Below are 17,068 nucleotides of genomic sequence, written 5' to 3'. Positions count from 1 at the left end.
CCGCCTGTGTTTTCTCACGAACCGGATCTCCCCATGACCTATCTCCAGGAATCGAGCCGACCGGCCGTTACCGTGCCGAAGCTGCAGCAGATGCGCGAGGCCGGCGACCGGATCGCGATGCTGACCTGCTACGACGCCAGCTTCGCGGCGCTGCTCGACCGCGCCGGCGTCGACGCGCTGCTGATCGGCGATTCGCTCGGCAACGTGCTGCAAGGCCAGGCCACCACGCTGCCGGTCACGCTCGACGAGATCGCGTATCACACGGCCTGCGTGGCGCGCGCCCAACCGCGCGCGCTGATCGTGGCCGACCTGCCGTTCGGCACCTACGGCACGCCGGCCCAGGCGTTCGACAGCTCGGTGAAGCTGATGCGCGCGGGCGCGCAGATGGTCAAGCTCGAAGGCGGCGAATGGCTGGCCGAGACGGTGCGCTTCCTGGTGGAGCGCGCGATTCCGGTGTGTCCGCACCTCGGGCTCACGCCGCAATCGGTGCACGCGTTCGGCGGCTTCAAGGTGCAGGGCAAGACCGAGGCCGGCGCGGCGCAACTGCTGCGCGACGCGAAGGCGCTGGAGCAGGCCGGCGGCCAGTTGATGGTGCTCGAAGCGGTGCCGACGCTGCTCGCCTCGGAACTGACGCAGTCAATCACCACGCCGACCATCGGCATCGGCGCCGGCGCGAGCTGCTCGGGCCAGGTGCTGGTGCTGCACGACATGCTGGGCGTGTTTCCCGGCAAGCGCCCGCGCTTCGTCAAGGATTTCATGCACGGCCAGCCGAGCATCTTCGCGGCGGTCGAAGCCTATGTGCGCGCCGTCAAGGACGGCAGCTTCCCCGGCCCCGAGCATTCGTTCTGAGCGAGCGCGGCGGCCGCTGCGGATAAAAAAGCGCGGCACCCTGACCGGGTGCCGCGCTTTTTTCATGGTGCCGTGATCCGGGTGGTTCAAATGCGCCGCAACGTCGCCTCCACCGCACCACGCAACGCGTTGCAGATCAGCAGGCCATCGGCACGCGCCAGATCGTCGGGCGTCAGCACCCGTTCGCTGGCGCCGAACCCGGCATCGTCGAGCAGCGCCGCGCGCATCACGCCCGGCAGCAGGCCGCTGGCCAGCGGCGGCGTGAACCAGCGGCCGTCGAGCCGCACGAACACGTTGCTGCGCCCCCCTTCGGTCAGCTCGCCACGCTCGTTGACGAACAGCATGTCGAACGCGCCCGCCGCCTCGGCCTCGCGCCAGGCGCGATCGTATTCGGCGCGGCGCGTGGTCTTGTGCGCGAGCAGCAGATCCGACGAGCGCATCGGCGCGAAACCGTGCTCGCTCGCCAGCAGCACCGCAACGGTGGGCGAAGCCAGCGGTGCGAGCGCCGCGCCCGTCAGGGCCAGCGTGCCGTCTTTCGACAGCGCCGCGCGCAGGCGATACGCATCGTCACCATCTATCGCGCCCACCTGCGCCGCGATCCGCGCCTGCACGGCCGTCGCGTCGAACGCGAAGCCGAGCGCCTCGGCGCTGGCGCCAAGCCGCGCGAGATGGCGATCGAGATGGCGCACGCCGCCGGCGCGCGTCGCCTGCATCGTTTCGAACAACTGGAAGCCGGGGTCGGCATCGGTCAGGAATTTCGCTTTCAATTCGCACTCCGCATATTCGTCGGCCGCCGCGCTGTCGAGCACGATGCCCGCGCCGACGCCCATCATGCCGGGCCGGTAACCGTCGGCACGCGGCGCATCGAGCGACAGCGTGCGGATCGTCACCGACAGACAGAAATCGCCGCACGCGCTGCCGGCCGGCGCGGCGTCGAGCCAGCCGAGCGCGCCGGTGTACAGCCCGCGCGGCGTCGATTCGATCGCATCGATCAGCGCCATCGTAGCGTGCTTGGGCGCGCCGGTGATCGAGCCGCACGGAAACAGCGCGCGCAGCATGTCGGCGAAGCCGGCGTCGGGCCGCGCCTCGGCCTCGACGGTCGAGGTCATCTGCCACACCGACGCATACGGCTCGACCGTAAACAGCGCCGGCACGCCCACCGATCCCGTGACCGCGACGCGCGACACGTCATTGCGCAGCAGGTCGACGATCATCACGTTCTCGGCGCGGTTCTTTGCGTCGTTGGCGAGAAAGCTGGCTGCGCGTGCGTCGGCGGCCGCATCGGCCGAACGCGGCGCGGTGCCCTTCATCGGCCGCGTGCGCAGCCGCGCGCCCGCCTTCTCGACAAACAGTTCGGGCGAGCACGAGACAATCCAGCGCGCGTCGGGCAACGCGATCAGCGCGCCGTAACGCACCGCCTGCCGCGCACGCAGCCGCCGATACAGCGCGAGCGGCGAGCCGTAGGCGTCGAAGCCGAGCCGGTAGGTGTAGTTGACCTGATAGGAATCGCCGGCGCGCAGCGCGGCATGGATCGCGTCGATCGACACATCGAAGGCTTCGCGCGTGACGCTCTTTTGCAAGCGCGCCACGCCGGCCGCCGACGGCTCGGCTGCATCCTGCCCTGCGTGCTCATCATGCGCGGCGAGCCACGCATCGGCCTCGTCGCGCGAGAGCCGCTGCAGCCCGGCAAACAGCAGGAAGCGCAGCGGTGCGCTGCCCGCCACGCCGCGCTGCAGGTTGCGGCCGAACGCATAATCGCCGAGCACCAGCGCATGCAGCCCGCCGTCGAGATCGGCGGCCACGGCCGCGCACACCGCATCGAGCTGCGCCGGGTCGGTGCACGTCCGTTCGTGCACATAGCCCGTGTACAAACGACTCGACCGCGCGGACGCGGTCGAGTCGCAATCGTCGAGGAGCGCGAACGGCGCGCCCGCTTCGTCGTGAGTCATGTGGCGAGAATCATGATGCCGGCCGCGCGTCGATCACTCGAAGAAGCTCTTCACGCGGTCGAACCAGCTCTTGCCTTGCGGGCTGTGACGGCCACCGCCTTCAGCCAGCGACTTCTCGAACTGCTTGAGCAGATCGCGCTGCGAATCGGTCAGCTTGACCGGCGTTTCGATCTGCACGTGCACGTAGAGATCGCCGGCAATGCTCGAACGCAGGCCCTTGATGCCCTTGCCGCGCAGACGGAACGTCTTGCCCGACTGCGTGCCTTCCGGCACCGGGAACGATGCGCGGCCGGCCAGCGTCGGCACCTCGATATCGCCACCCAGCGCAGCCGTGGTGAACGCGATCGGCATCTGGCAGTGCAGATCGTCGCCATCGCGCTCGAACACCGAGTGCGACTTGATGTGGATTTCCACATACAGATCGCCCGACGGCCCGCCGTTGATGCCCGGCTCGCCGTTGCCGGCCGAGCGAATCCGCATGCCGTCGTCGATGCCGGCCGGGATCTTCACTTCCAGCGTCTTGGTTTCCTTCACCTTGCCCGAGCCGTGGCAGTGCGCGCACGGATCGGGAATGTAGGTGCCGGTGCCATGGCACTTCGGGCAGGTCTGCTGGATGCTGAAGAAGCCCTGCGACATGCGCACCGAGCCCTGGCCATGACAGGTCGGGCAGGTGTCGGGCTTGGTGCCCGGCTTCGCGCCGCTGCCGTGACAGACTTCGCACGATACCCAGCTCGGCACGCGGATCTGTGTCTCGTAGCCGTGCGCGGCCTGTTCGAGCGTGATCTCCATGCTGTAGCGCAGGTCGGCGCCGCGATACACCTGCGGGCCGCCACGGCCGCCGCGCGAAGCGCCGCCCGCGGCCTGGCCGAAGATGTCGCCGAAGATGTCGCCGAATGCGTCGGCAAAGCCGCCGAAGCCCTGTGCGCCGGCACCGCCCATGTTCGGATCGACGCCCGCGTGGCCGTACTGATCGTACGCGGCACGCTTCTGTTCGTCCGAGAGCATTTCATAGGCTTCCTTGCCCTCCTTGAAACGCTCTTCCGCATCCTTGCTGTCCGGATTGCGGTCGGGGTGGTACTTCATCGCGAGCTTGCGATATGCCTTCTTGATTTCGTCGTCGCTCGCGTTCTTCGCAACGCCCAGAACCTCGTAGTAATCCCGTTTCGCCATATCGGTAATGCCGCCACACGCGATGCGCGAGCGGCTCCTCTCGCTTCCAGTAAAGTCTTGCGACCTGTAGAACGGCGCTCGCGCACCGTCCCGCCATAAAACAAATGTGCCCGGAGGGCCGTGAGGCCCGCCAGGCGCAGGGTGATCCGGACCGTCCGGCAGTGACGGATCGAATCGGTGGCGGCCGTGCCGCGCGGCACGGCCGCGGCCCGACTTAGTCCTTCTTCACTTCCTTGAAGTCGGCATCGACGACATCGTCGGCCGCGTTCGCGGCACCCGCGTGGGCACCTTCCGCACCGGCTGCACCGCCGGCTGCCGCGGCGCCTGCCTGCTGCGCCTGCATGTCGGCGTACATCTTCTCGCCGAGCTTCTGCGAGGCCGTCGACAGCGCTTCGACCTTCGCGTCGATCACGTCCTTCTCGGCCGCGTGATCCTTCAGCACGTCTTCCAGTTCCTTCAGTGCCGCTTCGATCTTATCCTTCTCGCCCGCGTCGAGCTTGTCGCCGTATTCCGCGACCGCCTTCTTCGTGCTGTGGACCAGCGCGTCACCCTGGTTGCGGGCATCGGCGCGCTCGCGCAGCTTCTGATCTTCCGCCGCGTTCGCTTCGGCGTCCTTGATCATCTGGTCGATTTCGGCGTCGGACAGGCCCGAGTTCGCCTTGATCGTGATCTTGTTTTCCTTGCCGGTCGCCTTGTCCTTCGCGCCGACGTGCAGGATGCCGTTCGCGTCGATGTCGAACGTCACTTCGATCTGCGGCACGCCGCGCGGTGCCGGCGGAATGCCTTCCAGGTTGAACTCGCCGAGCGCCTTGTTGCTGATGGCCATCTCGCGTTCGCCCTGGTACACCTTGATCGTCACGGCGCCCTGGTTGTCGTCGGCCGTCGAGTAGACCTGAGCGTGCTTGGTCGGGATCGTGGTGTTCTTGTTAATCATCTTCGTCATCACGCCGCCGAGCGTTTCGATGCCGAGCGACAGCGGGGTCACGTCGAGCAGCAGCACGTCCTTGCGGTCGCCCGACAGCACCTGGCCCTGGATCGCCGCGCCAACCGCGACGGCTTCGTCCGGGTTCACGTCACGGCGCGGGTCCTTGCCGAAGAATTCCTTCACCTTCTCCTGTACCTTCGGCATGCGCGTCTGGCCGCCGACCATGATCACGTCGTCGATGTCCGACACCTTGACGCCGGCATCCTTGATCGCGGTGCGGCACGGCTCGATGGTGCGCTCGACCAGATCCTCGACCAGCGCTTCCAGCTTGGCGCGCGTGATCTTCAGGTTCAAGTGCTTCGGGCCCGATGCGTCGGCCGTGATGTACGGCAGGTTGATTTCGGTCTGCTGGCTCGACGACAGCTCGATCTTGGCCTTTTCAGCGGCTTCCTTCAGGCGTTGCAGCGCGAGCACGTCCTTCGACAGGTCGACGCCCTGCTCCTTCTTGAACTCGCCGATGATGTAATCGATGATGCGCTGGTCGAAATCCTCGCCGCCGAGGAACGTGTCGCCGTTGGTCGACAGCACTTCGAACTGCATTTCGCCGTCGACGTCGGCGATTTCGATGATCGAGACGTCGAACGTGCCGCCGCCCAGGTCATACACGGCGATCTTGCGGTCGCCCTTTTCGGCTTTATCCAGGCCGAACGCGAGCGCGGCCGCGGTCGGCTCGTTGATGATGCGCTTCACTTCGAGGCCGGCGATGCGGCCGGCATCCTTGGTGGCCTGGCGCTGGCTGTCGTTGAAGTACGCCGGCACCGTGATCACGGCTTCCGTGACGGTTTCGCCGAGGTAATCTTCGGCCGTCTTCTTCATCTTGCGCAGCACTTCGGCCGACACCTGCGGCGGCGCCAGCTTTTCGCCGTGCGCTTCGACCCAGGCGTCGCCGTTGTCGGCCTTGACGATGGCGTACGGCATCAGGCCGATGTCCTTCTGGACTTCCTTCTCTTCGAAGCGACGGCCGATCAGGCGCTTGACCGCGAACAGGGTGTTACGGGGGTTGGTCACCGATTGACGCTTGGCGGGCGCACCGACCAGCACTTCGTTGTCGTCCATGTAAGCGATGATCGACGGCGTGGTGCGGGTGCCTTCCGAATTCTCGATGACCTTGACCTGATTGCCTTCCATCACGGCCACGCACGAGTTCGTGGTGCCGAGGTCAATACCGATGATCTTTCCCATTTTTCGTAATCTCCAGAAACGCTGTTTGCTGCGGCTTTTCGGGGCTTTTTCCCGGTTTTGCCGCGCCGAATTCAACTCTGCACACGAAATAGGTGCGACCGCGCCGTTTTCAAGACCCCGAACGCGATGCGGCTATTCAATTTTTTCAATCGCCGGCGGCACGCGGCCGAACGGCGATCGGGGCCGAAACAATCCGACCCCGAAAAACGACAACGGGCAAGCGAGGAAACGACGCACGGGGCGATCCATGTCGGGCCAGCCGGCGGCATCGCCTTGCGGTTCGCCGAGTGCGAACCGGCTTCATCGCGGCGCGGATCAGGACCCACGCGCCGCCGGCCGGCTTTCCCGCCGGCCTCCCCAACCTGAGGGGCGCGCTCGGGGCGCGCCGCCTTCCTTTTTGCTTACTTCGGCTGCGCGACCGTCACGAGCGCCGGGCGCAGCACGCGGTCGGCAATCGTATAGCCCTTTTGCAACACGTTGACGACGGTGTTGGCTTCCTGCTCGGCCGGCACCATCGAGATCGCCTGATGCTGATGCGGATCAAATTTCGCGCCCACCGGGTTGATCACGTTCACACGGCCCTTTTCGAGCGCGTTGTTGAGCTGGCGCAACGTCAGTTCGACGCCTTCGCGAATCTTCGCGACGTCGTCCGACGTGTCGCCCACAGCCGCTTCGAGGCTGTCGATCACCGGCAGCAGGTGCTCGGCGAAGCTTTCGATGGCGAACTTGTGCGCCTTGGCGACGTCTTCCTGTGCACGGCGGCGCGCGTTTTCGGTTTCGGCCTTCGCGCGCAGGAAGTGCTCCTGCAGCTCGGCAACCTTGGCTTGCGCTTCGGCCAGCGCGGCGTCGGCTTCGGCGGCCTGAGGCACGTCGGCCTGGGCCGGCTGAGCAGCCTGTGCATCGCGGCCGGTTTCGTCGGCCGGTTGAGCAGCCGGATTCTCTTGCGTGTTTTCCATGTCGCTGAAATCGATTGGGTGAATGAAAGCCAGCCCGGCGGCACGTTGCGGACAAGGCCCGTGGCCTGCCTGCCGAGCAACTGAAACCCACATAGGGCCGAAAACAACAATTTCAAGAGGGTCTTTCGGCGGTTCGCGTTCGATCGGCAGGATCGACCCGCAACCGGCCGTAACAACCGTTACCACCGCCCCACTGGATCGGCCCCGGACGCTGAACTACACTGCGTCTGAGGCTGCCCGGACCCACCCCGGCGCGGCCCGATTCGTCGGATCGTTTCGAACGACGCACAGCGCGCGCGCACCACTCACCGGCCGCCGCCTTCCGATTGCGGACCCGTTCCGCTGGCCGTCCCAAGGGGAGTACCGTGAAATTGACCTTTGTCATTTCGGTGGTCGCGCTGGTACTCGTGGCCGGCACCACCACCATCTGCATGTCGGGCGCCGTCACCGATCGCACCACCGAATACGGCAGCGCGCGGGCGACGTTCGAGCCCACCTTCAGCGCCCATTCGAAAGTTTGTCGATGATCCGTCGGTCGCGCTTGGTCGGGCGGCCGTGCATCTCGGCGGCCGGCTCGCGATAATGCCGCCGCCGATCGAGTTCGGCAAGCCGTTTCGCCCGCCCTTCCGCGGTTTCCGAATACAAGGTCTGGGCGATGCTGGCCGGGCCGCGCAGGTCGCAGATCCCGAGCACTTCCACTTGCCAGACCACCGTTTCGATCGTGATTTCCACGCGATCGCCCACCCGCACGTCCTTCGACGGCTTGACGGCCGCGCCGCCGATCCGCACCCGGCCCTTCTCGACGGCGTCGGTGGCCAGCGAGCGCGTCTTGAAAAAGCGCGCCGCCCATAGCCATTTGTCGATCCGCAGCTTGGCGCCCGGTTCGGTCGAAATCCGGTAGTTCATCGGCTTGATTCCGCTTCGTGACGGTGAATGAGGCTCGGGCGCCCCGGTTCAGGCGGCCGTCTCGGCCGGCACCGCCACGCGCGCCGGCCAGCCCTGCAGGTTTTCCGCGACGATCTGGCCCAGCGCGTCGATCCAGGCCGGCGACGCATTCAGGCACGGAATGCGGTGGAACGCGCCACCGCCGGCATGCAGGAATTCGTCGCGCACTTCCATGCCGATTTCCTCGATGGTTTCGAGGCAATCGGACGTGAAGCCGGGGCAGAACACGTCGGCGCGCTTGACGCCGGCCGCGCCGAGTTCGCGCAGCGTCGGCGCCGTGTACGGTTGCAGCCATTCGGCCTTGCCGAAGCGCGACTGGAACGTGACGAGGCATTCGAGCGAGCCGAGACCGAGCGTGGCGATCAGCAGCGCCGCCGTTTGCTGGCACTGGTCATGGTACGGATCGCCGAGGTCGAGCGTGCGCTTCGGCACGCCGTGGAAACTGAGCACCAGCTTGTCGCCGGCCGAGAAATCGGGGCGACCGTGCTCGGCCCAGTAATGCAGCACCTGCTCGGCCAGCGCATGAATATAGGCGGGATGGTCGGCGTAGTGGCGCACCGTGCGCACTTCGAGCTGGTTGCGCATGCGCCCCAGCGCGGCGAACGCCGCATCGAACGCGGTGGCCGTGGTGGACGACGAATACTGCGGATACAGCGGCATCAGCAGCACCCGTTCCGCGCCCGCGTGCTTCAACTGGCCGAGCACCGTGCCGATGTCGGGCGTGCCGTAGCGCATCGCGTAATCGACCATCACCTGATAGCCGTTGGCGGCGAACAGCGGCCGCAGGCCTTCGACCTGACGCTCGGTGTGCACGCGCAACGGCGAGCCTTCGGGCGTCCAGACGGTCGCGTATTTCTTCGCCGAGGCGCGCGAGCGGAACGGCAGGATCAGGCCGCGCAGGATCGGCTGCCAGGCGATGCTCGGGATTTCCACCACGCGCGGATCGGACAGGAATTGCGCCAGATAGCGCCGCACGGCGCCCGGCGTGGGCGCGTCGGGCGTGCCGAGATTGACGAGCAGGACAGCGATGCGATGCGCCGGCGCGTGTTGCGACGGCGGCTCGAGATCAAAACGCATGAACGGGGATGGGCCTGGGCACCGGATCGAACGAGCCTCATTATAGCGACGGCCCACGACCCGGCGACACGAGCCGGCGAAAGGCCGACGCGCCAATCGGGGCAATAGCGAACGGCTTACTGGTTGCCGCTCAAGGTCAGCGACAGCAGCCGCGCCGTGATGTCGACGATCGGGATCACGCGGTTGTAGGCCATCCGCGTCGGCCCGATCACGCCGAGCGTGCCGACGATCTTGCCGTTCACCTCGTACGGCGCGGTGACGACGCTCATCTCGTCGATCGGCACCAGCGTCGATTCCCCGCCGATGAAGATCTGCACGCCCTGCGCATGGCTCGACACGTCGAGCAGTTGCAGCAGGCTGGTTTTCTGGTCGAACACGTCGAACAGCTTGCGCAGCCGCGCCATGTCGGACGACAGATCCGCCACTTCGAGCAGGTTGCGCTCGCCCGAGATCAGCAGCGTGTCGCCGTCGTCGGGCGTTTCGGTGCTGGCCGTGACGGCGGCGTGCATCAGTGCGGTCACGTCGTCGCGCAGCGCGTCGATTTCCTCGCGCAGACGGCGGCGCACCTCGTCGAACGACAGCCCGGCGAAATTGGCGTTGATATAGTTCGAGGCCTCGGTCAGTTGCGACGGCGAATAATCGCGCTGGGTGGCCATCATGCGGTTCTGCACGTCGCCCTCGGGCGTGACGATGATCAGCAGGATTCGCTTGTCGGACAGCCGCATGAATTCGACCTGCTTGAACACATGGCTGCGGCGCGGGGTCAGCACCACGCCGGCGAACTGCGACAGGTTGGACAGCACGCTGGCGGCGGCGGCCACCACCTTCTGCTGCGGCTCGCCCGCCTGCAGGGTGGTTTGCACGAGCCGTGTGAGCGCGTCGCTGTCGATCGGCGATTCGACCGACAGCATGGTGTCGACGAACAGCCGATAGCCGCGCGGCGTCGGTACGCGCCCGGCGGAGGTGTGCGGGCTCGAAACGAGGCCAAGCTCCTCCAGGTCGGACATCACGTTGCGGATGGTGGCCGGGCTCAGCTCGAGCCCGGAATACCGGGACAACGTGCGCGAGCCGACCGGCTGACCGTCGGCGATATACCGTTCGATCAGGGTTTTCAGGAGGGTGCGTGCGCGGGGATCTAACATGGTCGAAAATTCTAGCGCAAGCGCGCGGCGCCCGCGAGGGTTGCGGCGCCGAGGCGCCCTCGGCCTCCCGGCCGGTTCCTTTTCGTCATCCAGCTATGGTGTAATGCCGCCATGAATACCGGCAACCAGTTCCAGACCGTGGCGCTCGTCGGGCGCAGCAACACCCCCGGCATCGCCGAACCGCTCGCCGCGCTGGCCGCTGCCATCGTGAAGCGAGGGCTCGAAGTCGTCTTCGAGGCAGCCACCGCGCAAGAATACGGCATCAAGGGCCATCCGGCGCTGACACCCACCGAAATCGGCGCGCGCGCCGACGTCGCGATCGTGCTCGGCGGCGACGGCACCATGCTCGGCATCGGCCGCCAGCTTGCCCCCTACCGCACCCCGCTGATCGGCATCAACCATGGCCGGCTGGGCTTCATCACCGATATCTCGGCCTCCGAGATGCTCGACCTGGTGCCGCTGATGCTGTCGGGCAGCTTCGAGCGCGAGGAACGCACGCTGCTCGAGGCGCGCATCGTGCGCAACGGCGAGCCGATCTATCACGCGCTGGCCTTCAACGACGTGGTGGTGAACCGCAGCGGCTTCTCCGGGATGGCCGAATTGCGGGTCTCGGTGGACGGCCGCTTCATGTACAACCAGCGCTCGGACGGCCTGATCGTGGCCACCCCCACCGGCTCCACGGCCTACGCGCTGTCGTCGGCCGGCCCGATCCTGCATCCGCAACTGCAGGGCATCGTGCTGGTGCCGATCGCCCCGCACGCGCTGTCGAACCGGCCGATCGTGCTGCCCGACGACGTCAAGGTCGGCATCCAGATCATCGGCGGGCGCGACGTCAACGTGAACTTCGACATGCAGTCGTTCACGGCGCTGCAACTGAACGACACCATCGAGGTGCGCCGCTCGCGCCACACGGTGCCGTTCCTGCATCCGGTCGGCTACAGCTTCTACACGACGCTGCGCAAGAAGCTGCACTGGAACGAGCATCCGTCGCACGACGACGATCCGGAATCCTGACGCGGCCGCGCCACCCACCATGCTCCGCCATCTCTCGATTCGCGACTTCGTCATCGTCGCCGGGCTCGACCTCGAATTCGACGCCGGCTTCAGCGTGTTCTCCGGTGAAACCGGCGCCGGCAAGTCGATCCTGATCGACGCGCTCGCGCTCGCGCTCGGCGAGCGGTCGGACGCCAGCGTCGTGCGCGCCGGCTGCCAGCGCGCCGACATCACCGCCGAATTCACGCCGCACGACCGTGTCGCGCAATGGCTCGACGTGCATGCGTTCGATGCCGACGACGTGGTCATGCTGCGCCGCGTCATCGACGCCAACGGCCGTTCGCGCGCGTTCATCAACGGCACCAGCGCCACGCTCTCGCAGTTGCGCGAGCTGGGCGAGATGCTGGTCGACGTGCACGGTCAGCACGCGCACCAGTTGCTGATGCGGCCCGACGCCCAGCGCGAGATGTTCGACACGCACGCGGGCCTGACGGCCGACGCGGCCGCCGTCGCACGCGCCTGGCGCGCCTGGCGCGACGCGCTGCACCAGATCGAGCTCGCGCAAACCCACGAGCGCGAACTGCAGCTCGAACGCGAAAAGCTGGCCTGGCAGCTCGCCGAACTCGACAAGCTCGCGCCGCAACCGGGCGAATGGGACGAGGTCAACAGCGAGCACGGGCGCCTCACGCATGCGGCGAACCTCAGCCAAGGCGTGCAGGGTGCGCTGCTGGCGATCTCCGAATCGGATCAATCGATGCTCGGGCATCTGGGCGCGGTCCTCTCGAACGTGCGCCATCTGGCCACGCTCGACCCGGCGCTCAACGACGTGCTGGCCTCGCTCGATCCGGCCGAAATTCAACTGCGCGAGGCCTCGTATTCACTGTCGCACTACGCACAGCGGCTCGAACTCGATCCGGGCCGGCTCGCGCAGGTCGAGATGCGGCTCGACGCGCTGCATTCGGCCGCGCGCCGCTTCCGGCTGCCGCCCGACACGCTGCACGACGAACACCTGGCGCGCCGCGAGCAGCTTGCCGCGCTCGACGCGGCCTCCGACCTGAGCAACCTGCAGGTCGCGGCCGACCGCGCCCGCGAGGCCTATCTGGACGATGCGCGCACGCTGTCGGCGGCGCGCGCCGATGCGGCCGCCGCGCTCGGCGGCGCGGTCACGGCCGCAATGCAGGAGTTGTCGATGGTGGGCGGCAGCTTCGACGTCACGCTGGTGCCGCTCGCCGAAGGCGGCGCGCACGGCCTCGAACAGATCGAATTCCGCGTGGCCGGCCATCCGGGCGTGCCGCTGCGCCCGCTGACCAAGGTCGCCTCGGGCGGCGAGCTGGCGCGCATCAGCCTCGCGCTGGCAGTGATCGCCAGCGCGGCCAGCCTCACGCCCACGCTGATCTTCGACGAAGTGGATACCGGCATCGGCGGCGGCGTGGCCGAGGTGGTCGGGCGGCTGCTGCATCAGTTGGGCCGCGACCGCCAGGTGCTGTGCGTGACGCACCTGCCGCAAGTGGCCGCGCGCGGCGATCATCACTTCCAGGTCGCCAAGGGCCGGGACACCGCGGGCGGCACCGTCTCGACGGTCACGCCGCTCGACCGCGCGAGCCGCGTCGAGGAAGTCGCGCGCATGCTCGGCGGCCTCGAAATCACCGCCACCACGCGCAAGCACGCCAAGGAAATGCTGGCCGCCTGAGGCCGGGGCGGTAGAAATAGCGGAATGGGGGAATCGGCGGGGGCGGCCCAAACCGCTGAAGCAGCCAGCGCAGCCGCTACGCCGCCAGCGCGGGCGCCGGCTCGACTTCGTGCAGCGCCGCCACCGCCAGCCAATGGCAATAACCGGCCAGTGTGCCGCGGTCGATCGTGGCCGGATCGATGCCGGTGTAATCGCCCGCGCGGAACGCGTGCTTCGAAAAATAGGCGTCGGTATGCCAGGCGTGGATGTGCAATACGTCACCGCCCAGGCGCCGCGCCGCGCTCGGGAAATGGTCGAGCAGGCCGAGCGAACATTGCTGCGGGTAGGTCTGGCGCAAGGCCAGTTCACCCGCGTACATGGTCAGCACGTTCTTGCACCAGCCAGGCCACTGCCCCTCGAACTGCGCGAATTCCTCGGCCAGCAGCCGGTTGCAATACTCCATCTGCGCGACCAGGAAGTGCCGGACCATCTCCGACGGCCCGAGCACCGATGCCCCGACGTTATGCAGACCCGAATGCGGAAAGCCCCAGCGCGCGCTGCATTCCACCAGCTTGCGGCGTACCGAATCCTCGTAGGCATAGGCGCCGAAGCCGAAGCACAGCGCCGTCGGCTCGAACCGAGCGAGGGCCGGCGTAACGAACGTGTCGCAATCGGTCTTGAGCACCGTGTCGAACCCGGCGCAGGCATCGAGCACGGCCGGCCGGGACAGGTTGGCGACCGAGTTGATGTAAGGATAGCCGGCCCATTCGGGATGCGATGCGGCGTGCGGCGGCTCGGGCATCACGATCAGGCGCGGGTCGGCAGGCAATTGGCCGGCCACGTCGGGATGACAGACGGCGATCAGCGCGCCGCCGCCGTCGAGCACGCGCGAATGGATCACGCTTTTGAACAGCCAGGAAAACTCCTCCACCATCTGGCTGCTGGTGGTCCACATACACCAAGATCGCCGTTTTCATTGGAGTGCTGGACGGGGGAAGATCGGCGCATCGTAGCACCGCCGTTTCCGGCTTTCCAGCGCCTGTCACCCAACGCATCAATCTGACGGTTCCGGCGCGGCAAACCGGGCCGCGCCGGCCGGCTCGCCAGCCGCGTTCAGCCCGCTGCGTCCCCCGCCGCGGCCGGCGTCACCCCGCCGAACACCCGCTCCCACAAGGCCTGCACGGCCGCGCGCTCGGCCGCCACGGCCTCGGCCGGCACGCGCGCCTTCTCCATGCCGTCGAGCCGCAATTGATGCTGCCGCTTGCGATAGACCCGGTAGGCGGCGCCCACCGTCTCGGCCTCGGTGTCGTCCATCAGGCCGAAACGCGCCACCTCGCGCAGCAGCGCGATATTGCCGGTATTGCGGATCAGGGCCGGATCGCTCGCCGCATGCAGCAGCACCCAGTACTGGACGATGAACTCGATATCGACCATGCCGCCGCGATCGTGCTTGAGGTCGAACAGCTCGCTCGTGTTCGGGTGGCCGGCCGTCACCTTGTCGCGCATGCCGACGATCTCGCGCGCCAGCAGCTCGCCGTCGCGCGGCGTGGTCAGCACCTGCTCGCGGATCGCCTCGAACGCCGCGCCGATCTCGGGATCGCCCGCGCTGAAGCGCGCGCGCGTGAGCGCCTGGTGCTCCCAGACCCAGGCGGTGTTCGCGCCGTCGCCCTCGCGCAACTGATAGCGGCGGAACGCGTCGAGATCGGTGACGAGCAGCCCCGCTTCGCCGTTCGGCCGCAGCCGCAGGTCGAGATCGAACAGCGCGCCGGCGCCGGTGGCGGTGGTCAGCCAGGTGATCAGCCGGCGCGTGTAGGTGGTGTAGATGTCGGCGGCGCGGTCGTCGGGGTCGTCGTAGAGGAAGATCACGTCGAGGTCCGACGCGTAGCCCAATTCCTTGCCGCCGAGCTTGCCGTAGGCGATCACGGCGAAGCGCGGCGCGTCGCGGTGGCGCTTGGCCAGTTGCGACCAGACCACGCCGAGCGTCACGTCGAGCACGGCGTCGGCCAGCTCCGAGAGCCGATCGCTGACATGCTCGACCGACAGCTTGCCGGCCAGATCGATCAGCAGAATCCGGAATACCTCGGCGTGCTGCGCGTGGCGCAGCAGGTCCATCTGCTGTTCCATGCCGTCGGCGGCGGCGAGCCGCGCGCGCAGCGTGTCCTTGAACAGCGTCACGTCGAACGGGCTGGCGATCGCCTCGTCGTCGAGCAGCTCGTCGAGCAGTTGCGGATGGCGGATCAGGTAGCCGCCGCCCCAGCGCGTCGCGCCGAGCACCGACAGCACGCGCTCCAGCGCGGCCGGGTATTCGGTCAGCAACGCCAGATAGGCGCCGCGCCGGCCGACCGTCTCCAGCAGATCGAAGAAACGGATGACGGTGTCGCCGCGATGCGCGGCATCGATGCCGGGGGCCGCATCGAGCGCGCGCTTGGCGACGCGATCGAAACGCTGCCGGCTGCTTTCGGGCAGCCCGGCGTAGCGCGACGAGCGCCACACACCGCGCAGCCGCGCCAGCACGGCCGCCGGGTCGGCAAAGCCGAGGCTGGACAGGCGCGCGAGCAGCGCGTCGTCCTCGCCGTCGTCGGCCAGCGCCTCGCTCCAGATCCAGGCCGACGCACCGTCGTCGCCGTGGCCGTTGCCGCCCGGCTCGTCGGCCAGCCGGTTCGAGAAGATCTGATCGAACTGCGCCTCGACGAAGCCGCGATGGCGGTCGAGTTCGGCCAGCAGCGCGGCGTAATCGGCATAGCCGAGCGAGGCCGCCAGCGCCGCGCGATCGTCGGGGTCCACCGGCATGGCGTGGGTCTGCGCATCGTTGCGGTATTGCAGGCGGTGCTCGATCACGCGCAGGAACCGGTAGGCCTCGGCGAAGCGCTCGGCCACGTCGGCCGCCACCAGCCCGCGCGTGACGGCGTGCGCCAGCACCGCGAGCGTCGGCCGGATCCGGAAATCGGCATCCTGGCCGCCGCGGATCAACTGGAACACCTGCGCGCTGAATTCGATCTCGCGGATGCCGCCACGGCCGAGCTTGATGTCGTCGGCCTTGTCGGGGCGCATCGAGGCGCGCCGCTGCGCTTCCTGGCGGATCTGGCTGTGCAGCGAGCGGATCGCGCCGATCACGCCAAAATCGAGGTAGCGCCGGTAGACGAACGGCTTGACGATCGCATCGAGCTGTTTCGCCAGGCGTTGCGCCGGCTCGCTGTCGGGCTCCGACACGAGCCGCCCCTTGATCCACGCATAGCGCTCCCACTCGCGGCCCTGCACGTAGAAGTATTCCTCCAGCATGCCGAGGCTGCAGACCAGCGGGCCGGAATCGCCGTTCGGGCGCAGGCGCATGTCGACGCGAAACACGTAGCCGTCGGCGGTGGCGTCGGACATCACGCCGATCAGGCGCCGGCCGAGCCGCGTGAAATATTCCTGGGTGGCCAGCGCGGCGCGCGTGCCGCCGGCCGTCTCGCCGTCGTCTTCGTAGACGAAGATCAGATCGATGTCGGACGACACGTTCAGCTCGCGCCCGCCGAGCTTGCCCATGCCGACCACGCCGAGCGTCAGGCGCTCGCCCGACGGCCCGCGCGGCTCGCCGTAGAGCGCTTCCAGTTCGGCCGACAGCACGGCGAGCGAGCGTTGCAGCGTGGCTTCGGCCAGGTCGGTCATCGCGGCGGTGACTTCGGCGACGTCGGCCAGCCCGGCCAGATCGCGCTCGGCCACCGCGCCGAACACCTCGATGCGCAACTGCCGCAAGGCGCGGCGCAGCGGCTCCTCGCCGATCGGGTGGCCCGGGCCGCCCGCGGCCGCGTCGAGCAGCTCGGTGAGCCGCGCCTCGATCGCGGCGCGCCCCACCGGTGCGGCGGCCCAGGCGGCGATACGCGCGGCGAGTTCGGGGCGCGCGACGGCGGCGCGTGCAAGGTAGCGGGAATAGGCAGTGCTGATCAGGGCGGAGGCGTCGGTCATGGCGGCGGCGCGGCAGGAAGGCGGTCGGAGCGCCGGCGCGATGCGCGCGGCGCCAGGAGGCAAGCAGGAGACAGGCCGGATAAGCCGGCGCGCGGCGGCTATCGCCCGCGCTACGATTTTCCGGCGGCGGAGGTGCGCAAGCCGGCCATACGGCCGCTCCGGCGCACCCCTGTGTTACATTCCAGCGTCAGTCCGCAACGCTATCA

Annotated in this window: 13 protein-coding genes; 4 read left to right on the top strand and 9 right to left on the bottom strand. The window is 67.9% G+C overall.

Features of this window, described 5'->3' with window-relative positions; genetic code table 11:
• Positions 1 to 33: 33 nt before the first annotated feature.
• Entirely contained in the window at positions 34 to 849 is an 816-nt protein-coding gene (panB, locus tag AB4850_RS15910) for a 3-methyl-2-oxobutanoate hydroxymethyltransferase (RefSeq protein ID WP_414443997.1), read from the top strand.
• An 86-nt stretch (positions 850 to 935) separates the two neighbouring features.
• Here panB and pabB read toward each other — a convergent pair whose 3' ends face one another.
• From pabB to grpE, 4 genes are all read right to left on the bottom strand, one after another.
• Positions 936 to 2,798, bottom strand: coding sequence for an aminodeoxychorismate synthase component I (gene pabB / locus AB4850_RS15905; RefSeq protein WP_414443996.1), 1,863 nt, complete (start codon positions 2,796 to 2,798; stop codon positions 936 to 938).
• Positions 2,799 to 2,831: 33 nt separating this feature from the next.
• Positions 2,832 to 3,968, bottom strand: coding sequence for a molecular chaperone DnaJ (gene dnaJ / locus AB4850_RS15900; RefSeq protein WP_414443995.1), 1,137 nt, complete (start codon positions 3,966 to 3,968; stop codon positions 2,832 to 2,834).
• Positions 3,969 to 4,182: 214 nt separating this feature from the next.
• Positions 4,183 to 6,135 (bottom strand): molecular chaperone DnaK, encoded by a 1,953-nt coding sequence (gene dnaK / locus AB4850_RS15895; RefSeq protein ID WP_414443994.1) that lies wholly within the window; start codon positions 6,133 to 6,135, stop codon positions 4,183 to 4,185.
• 401 nt (positions 6,136 to 6,536) lie between these two features.
• The gene (gene grpE / locus AB4850_RS15890; RefSeq protein ID WP_414443993.1) at positions 6,537 to 7,091 is read right to left on the bottom strand and encodes a nucleotide exchange factor GrpE; all 555 of its coding nucleotides are present in this window, start codon (positions 7,089 to 7,091) and stop codon (positions 6,537 to 6,539) included.
• Positions 7,092 to 7,456: 365 nt separating this feature from the next.
• On the opposite strand from grpE, the gene AB4850_RS15885 reads away from it, so the two are divergent.
• The gene (locus tag AB4850_RS15885) at positions 7,457 to 7,618 is read left to right on the top strand and encodes a hypothetical protein (RefSeq protein WP_414443992.1); all 162 of its coding nucleotides are present in this window, start codon (positions 7,457 to 7,459) and stop codon (positions 7,616 to 7,618) included.
• Here the strand turns inward: AB4850_RS15885 and AB4850_RS15880 are convergent.
• The 3 genes from AB4850_RS15880 to hrcA form a co-directional block, all read right to left on the bottom strand.
• A complete protein-coding gene (locus AB4850_RS15880; protein ID WP_414443991.1) occupies positions 7,590 to 7,997 on the bottom strand; it encodes an RNA-binding S4 domain-containing protein in 408 nt (135 codons plus the stop codon). The genes AB4850_RS15885 and AB4850_RS15880 overlap by 29 nt on opposite strands.
• Positions 7,998 to 8,045: 48 nt before the next feature.
• Positions 8,046 to 9,113: a ferrochelatase gene (hemH, locus tag AB4850_RS15875; RefSeq protein WP_414443990.1), complete on the bottom strand. Its 1,068-nt coding sequence runs from the start codon at positions 9,111 to 9,113 to the stop codon at positions 8,046 to 8,048.
• 116 nt (positions 9,114 to 9,229) lie between these two features.
• Positions 9,230 to 10,255, bottom strand: a complete 1,026-nt coding sequence (gene hrcA / locus AB4850_RS15870; RefSeq protein ID WP_414443989.1) for a heat-inducible transcriptional repressor HrcA — start codon at positions 10,253 to 10,255, stop codon at positions 9,230 to 9,232.
• 111 nt (positions 10,256 to 10,366) lie between these two features.
• Here hrcA and AB4850_RS15865 point away from each other — a divergent pair, with 111 nt between their 5' ends.
• A complete protein-coding gene (locus AB4850_RS15865; protein WP_414443988.1) occupies positions 10,367 to 11,269 on the top strand; it encodes an NAD kinase in 903 nt (300 codons plus the stop codon).
• A 19-nt stretch (positions 11,270 to 11,288) separates the two neighbouring features.
• Positions 11,289 to 12,938, top strand: coding sequence for a DNA repair protein RecN (recN, locus tag AB4850_RS15860; RefSeq protein WP_414443987.1), 1,650 nt, complete (start codon positions 11,289 to 11,291; stop codon positions 12,936 to 12,938).
• A gap of 76 nt (positions 12,939 to 13,014) precedes the next feature.
• On the opposite strand, the gene AB4850_RS15855 is transcribed toward recN, so the two are convergent.
• Positions 13,015 to 13,872 (bottom strand): hypothetical protein, encoded by an 858-nt coding sequence (locus AB4850_RS15855; protein ID WP_414443986.1) that lies wholly within the window; start codon positions 13,870 to 13,872, stop codon positions 13,015 to 13,017.
• Between the two features lie 158 nt (positions 13,873 to 14,030).
• Positions 14,031 to 16,862 carry a bifunctional [glutamate--ammonia ligase]-adenylyl-L-tyrosine phosphorylase/[glutamate--ammonia-ligase] adenylyltransferase gene (gene glnE, locus AB4850_RS15850; RefSeq protein ID WP_414443985.1) on the bottom strand — a complete coding sequence of 944 codons (2,832 nt, stop codon included), beginning with the start codon at positions 16,860 to 16,862 and terminating at the stop codon, positions 14,031 to 14,033.
• Positions 16,863 to 17,068: the final 206 nt, after the last annotated feature.

It is taken from the genome of Burkholderia sp. 22PA0106, from assembly GCF_047497155.1.
Lineage (GTDB): Bacteria > Pseudomonadota > Gammaproteobacteria > Burkholderiales > Burkholderiaceae > Burkholderia.
Note: the sequence above shows the minus strand (reverse complement) of the source record. Positions and strands in the feature narration are given on the sequence as shown.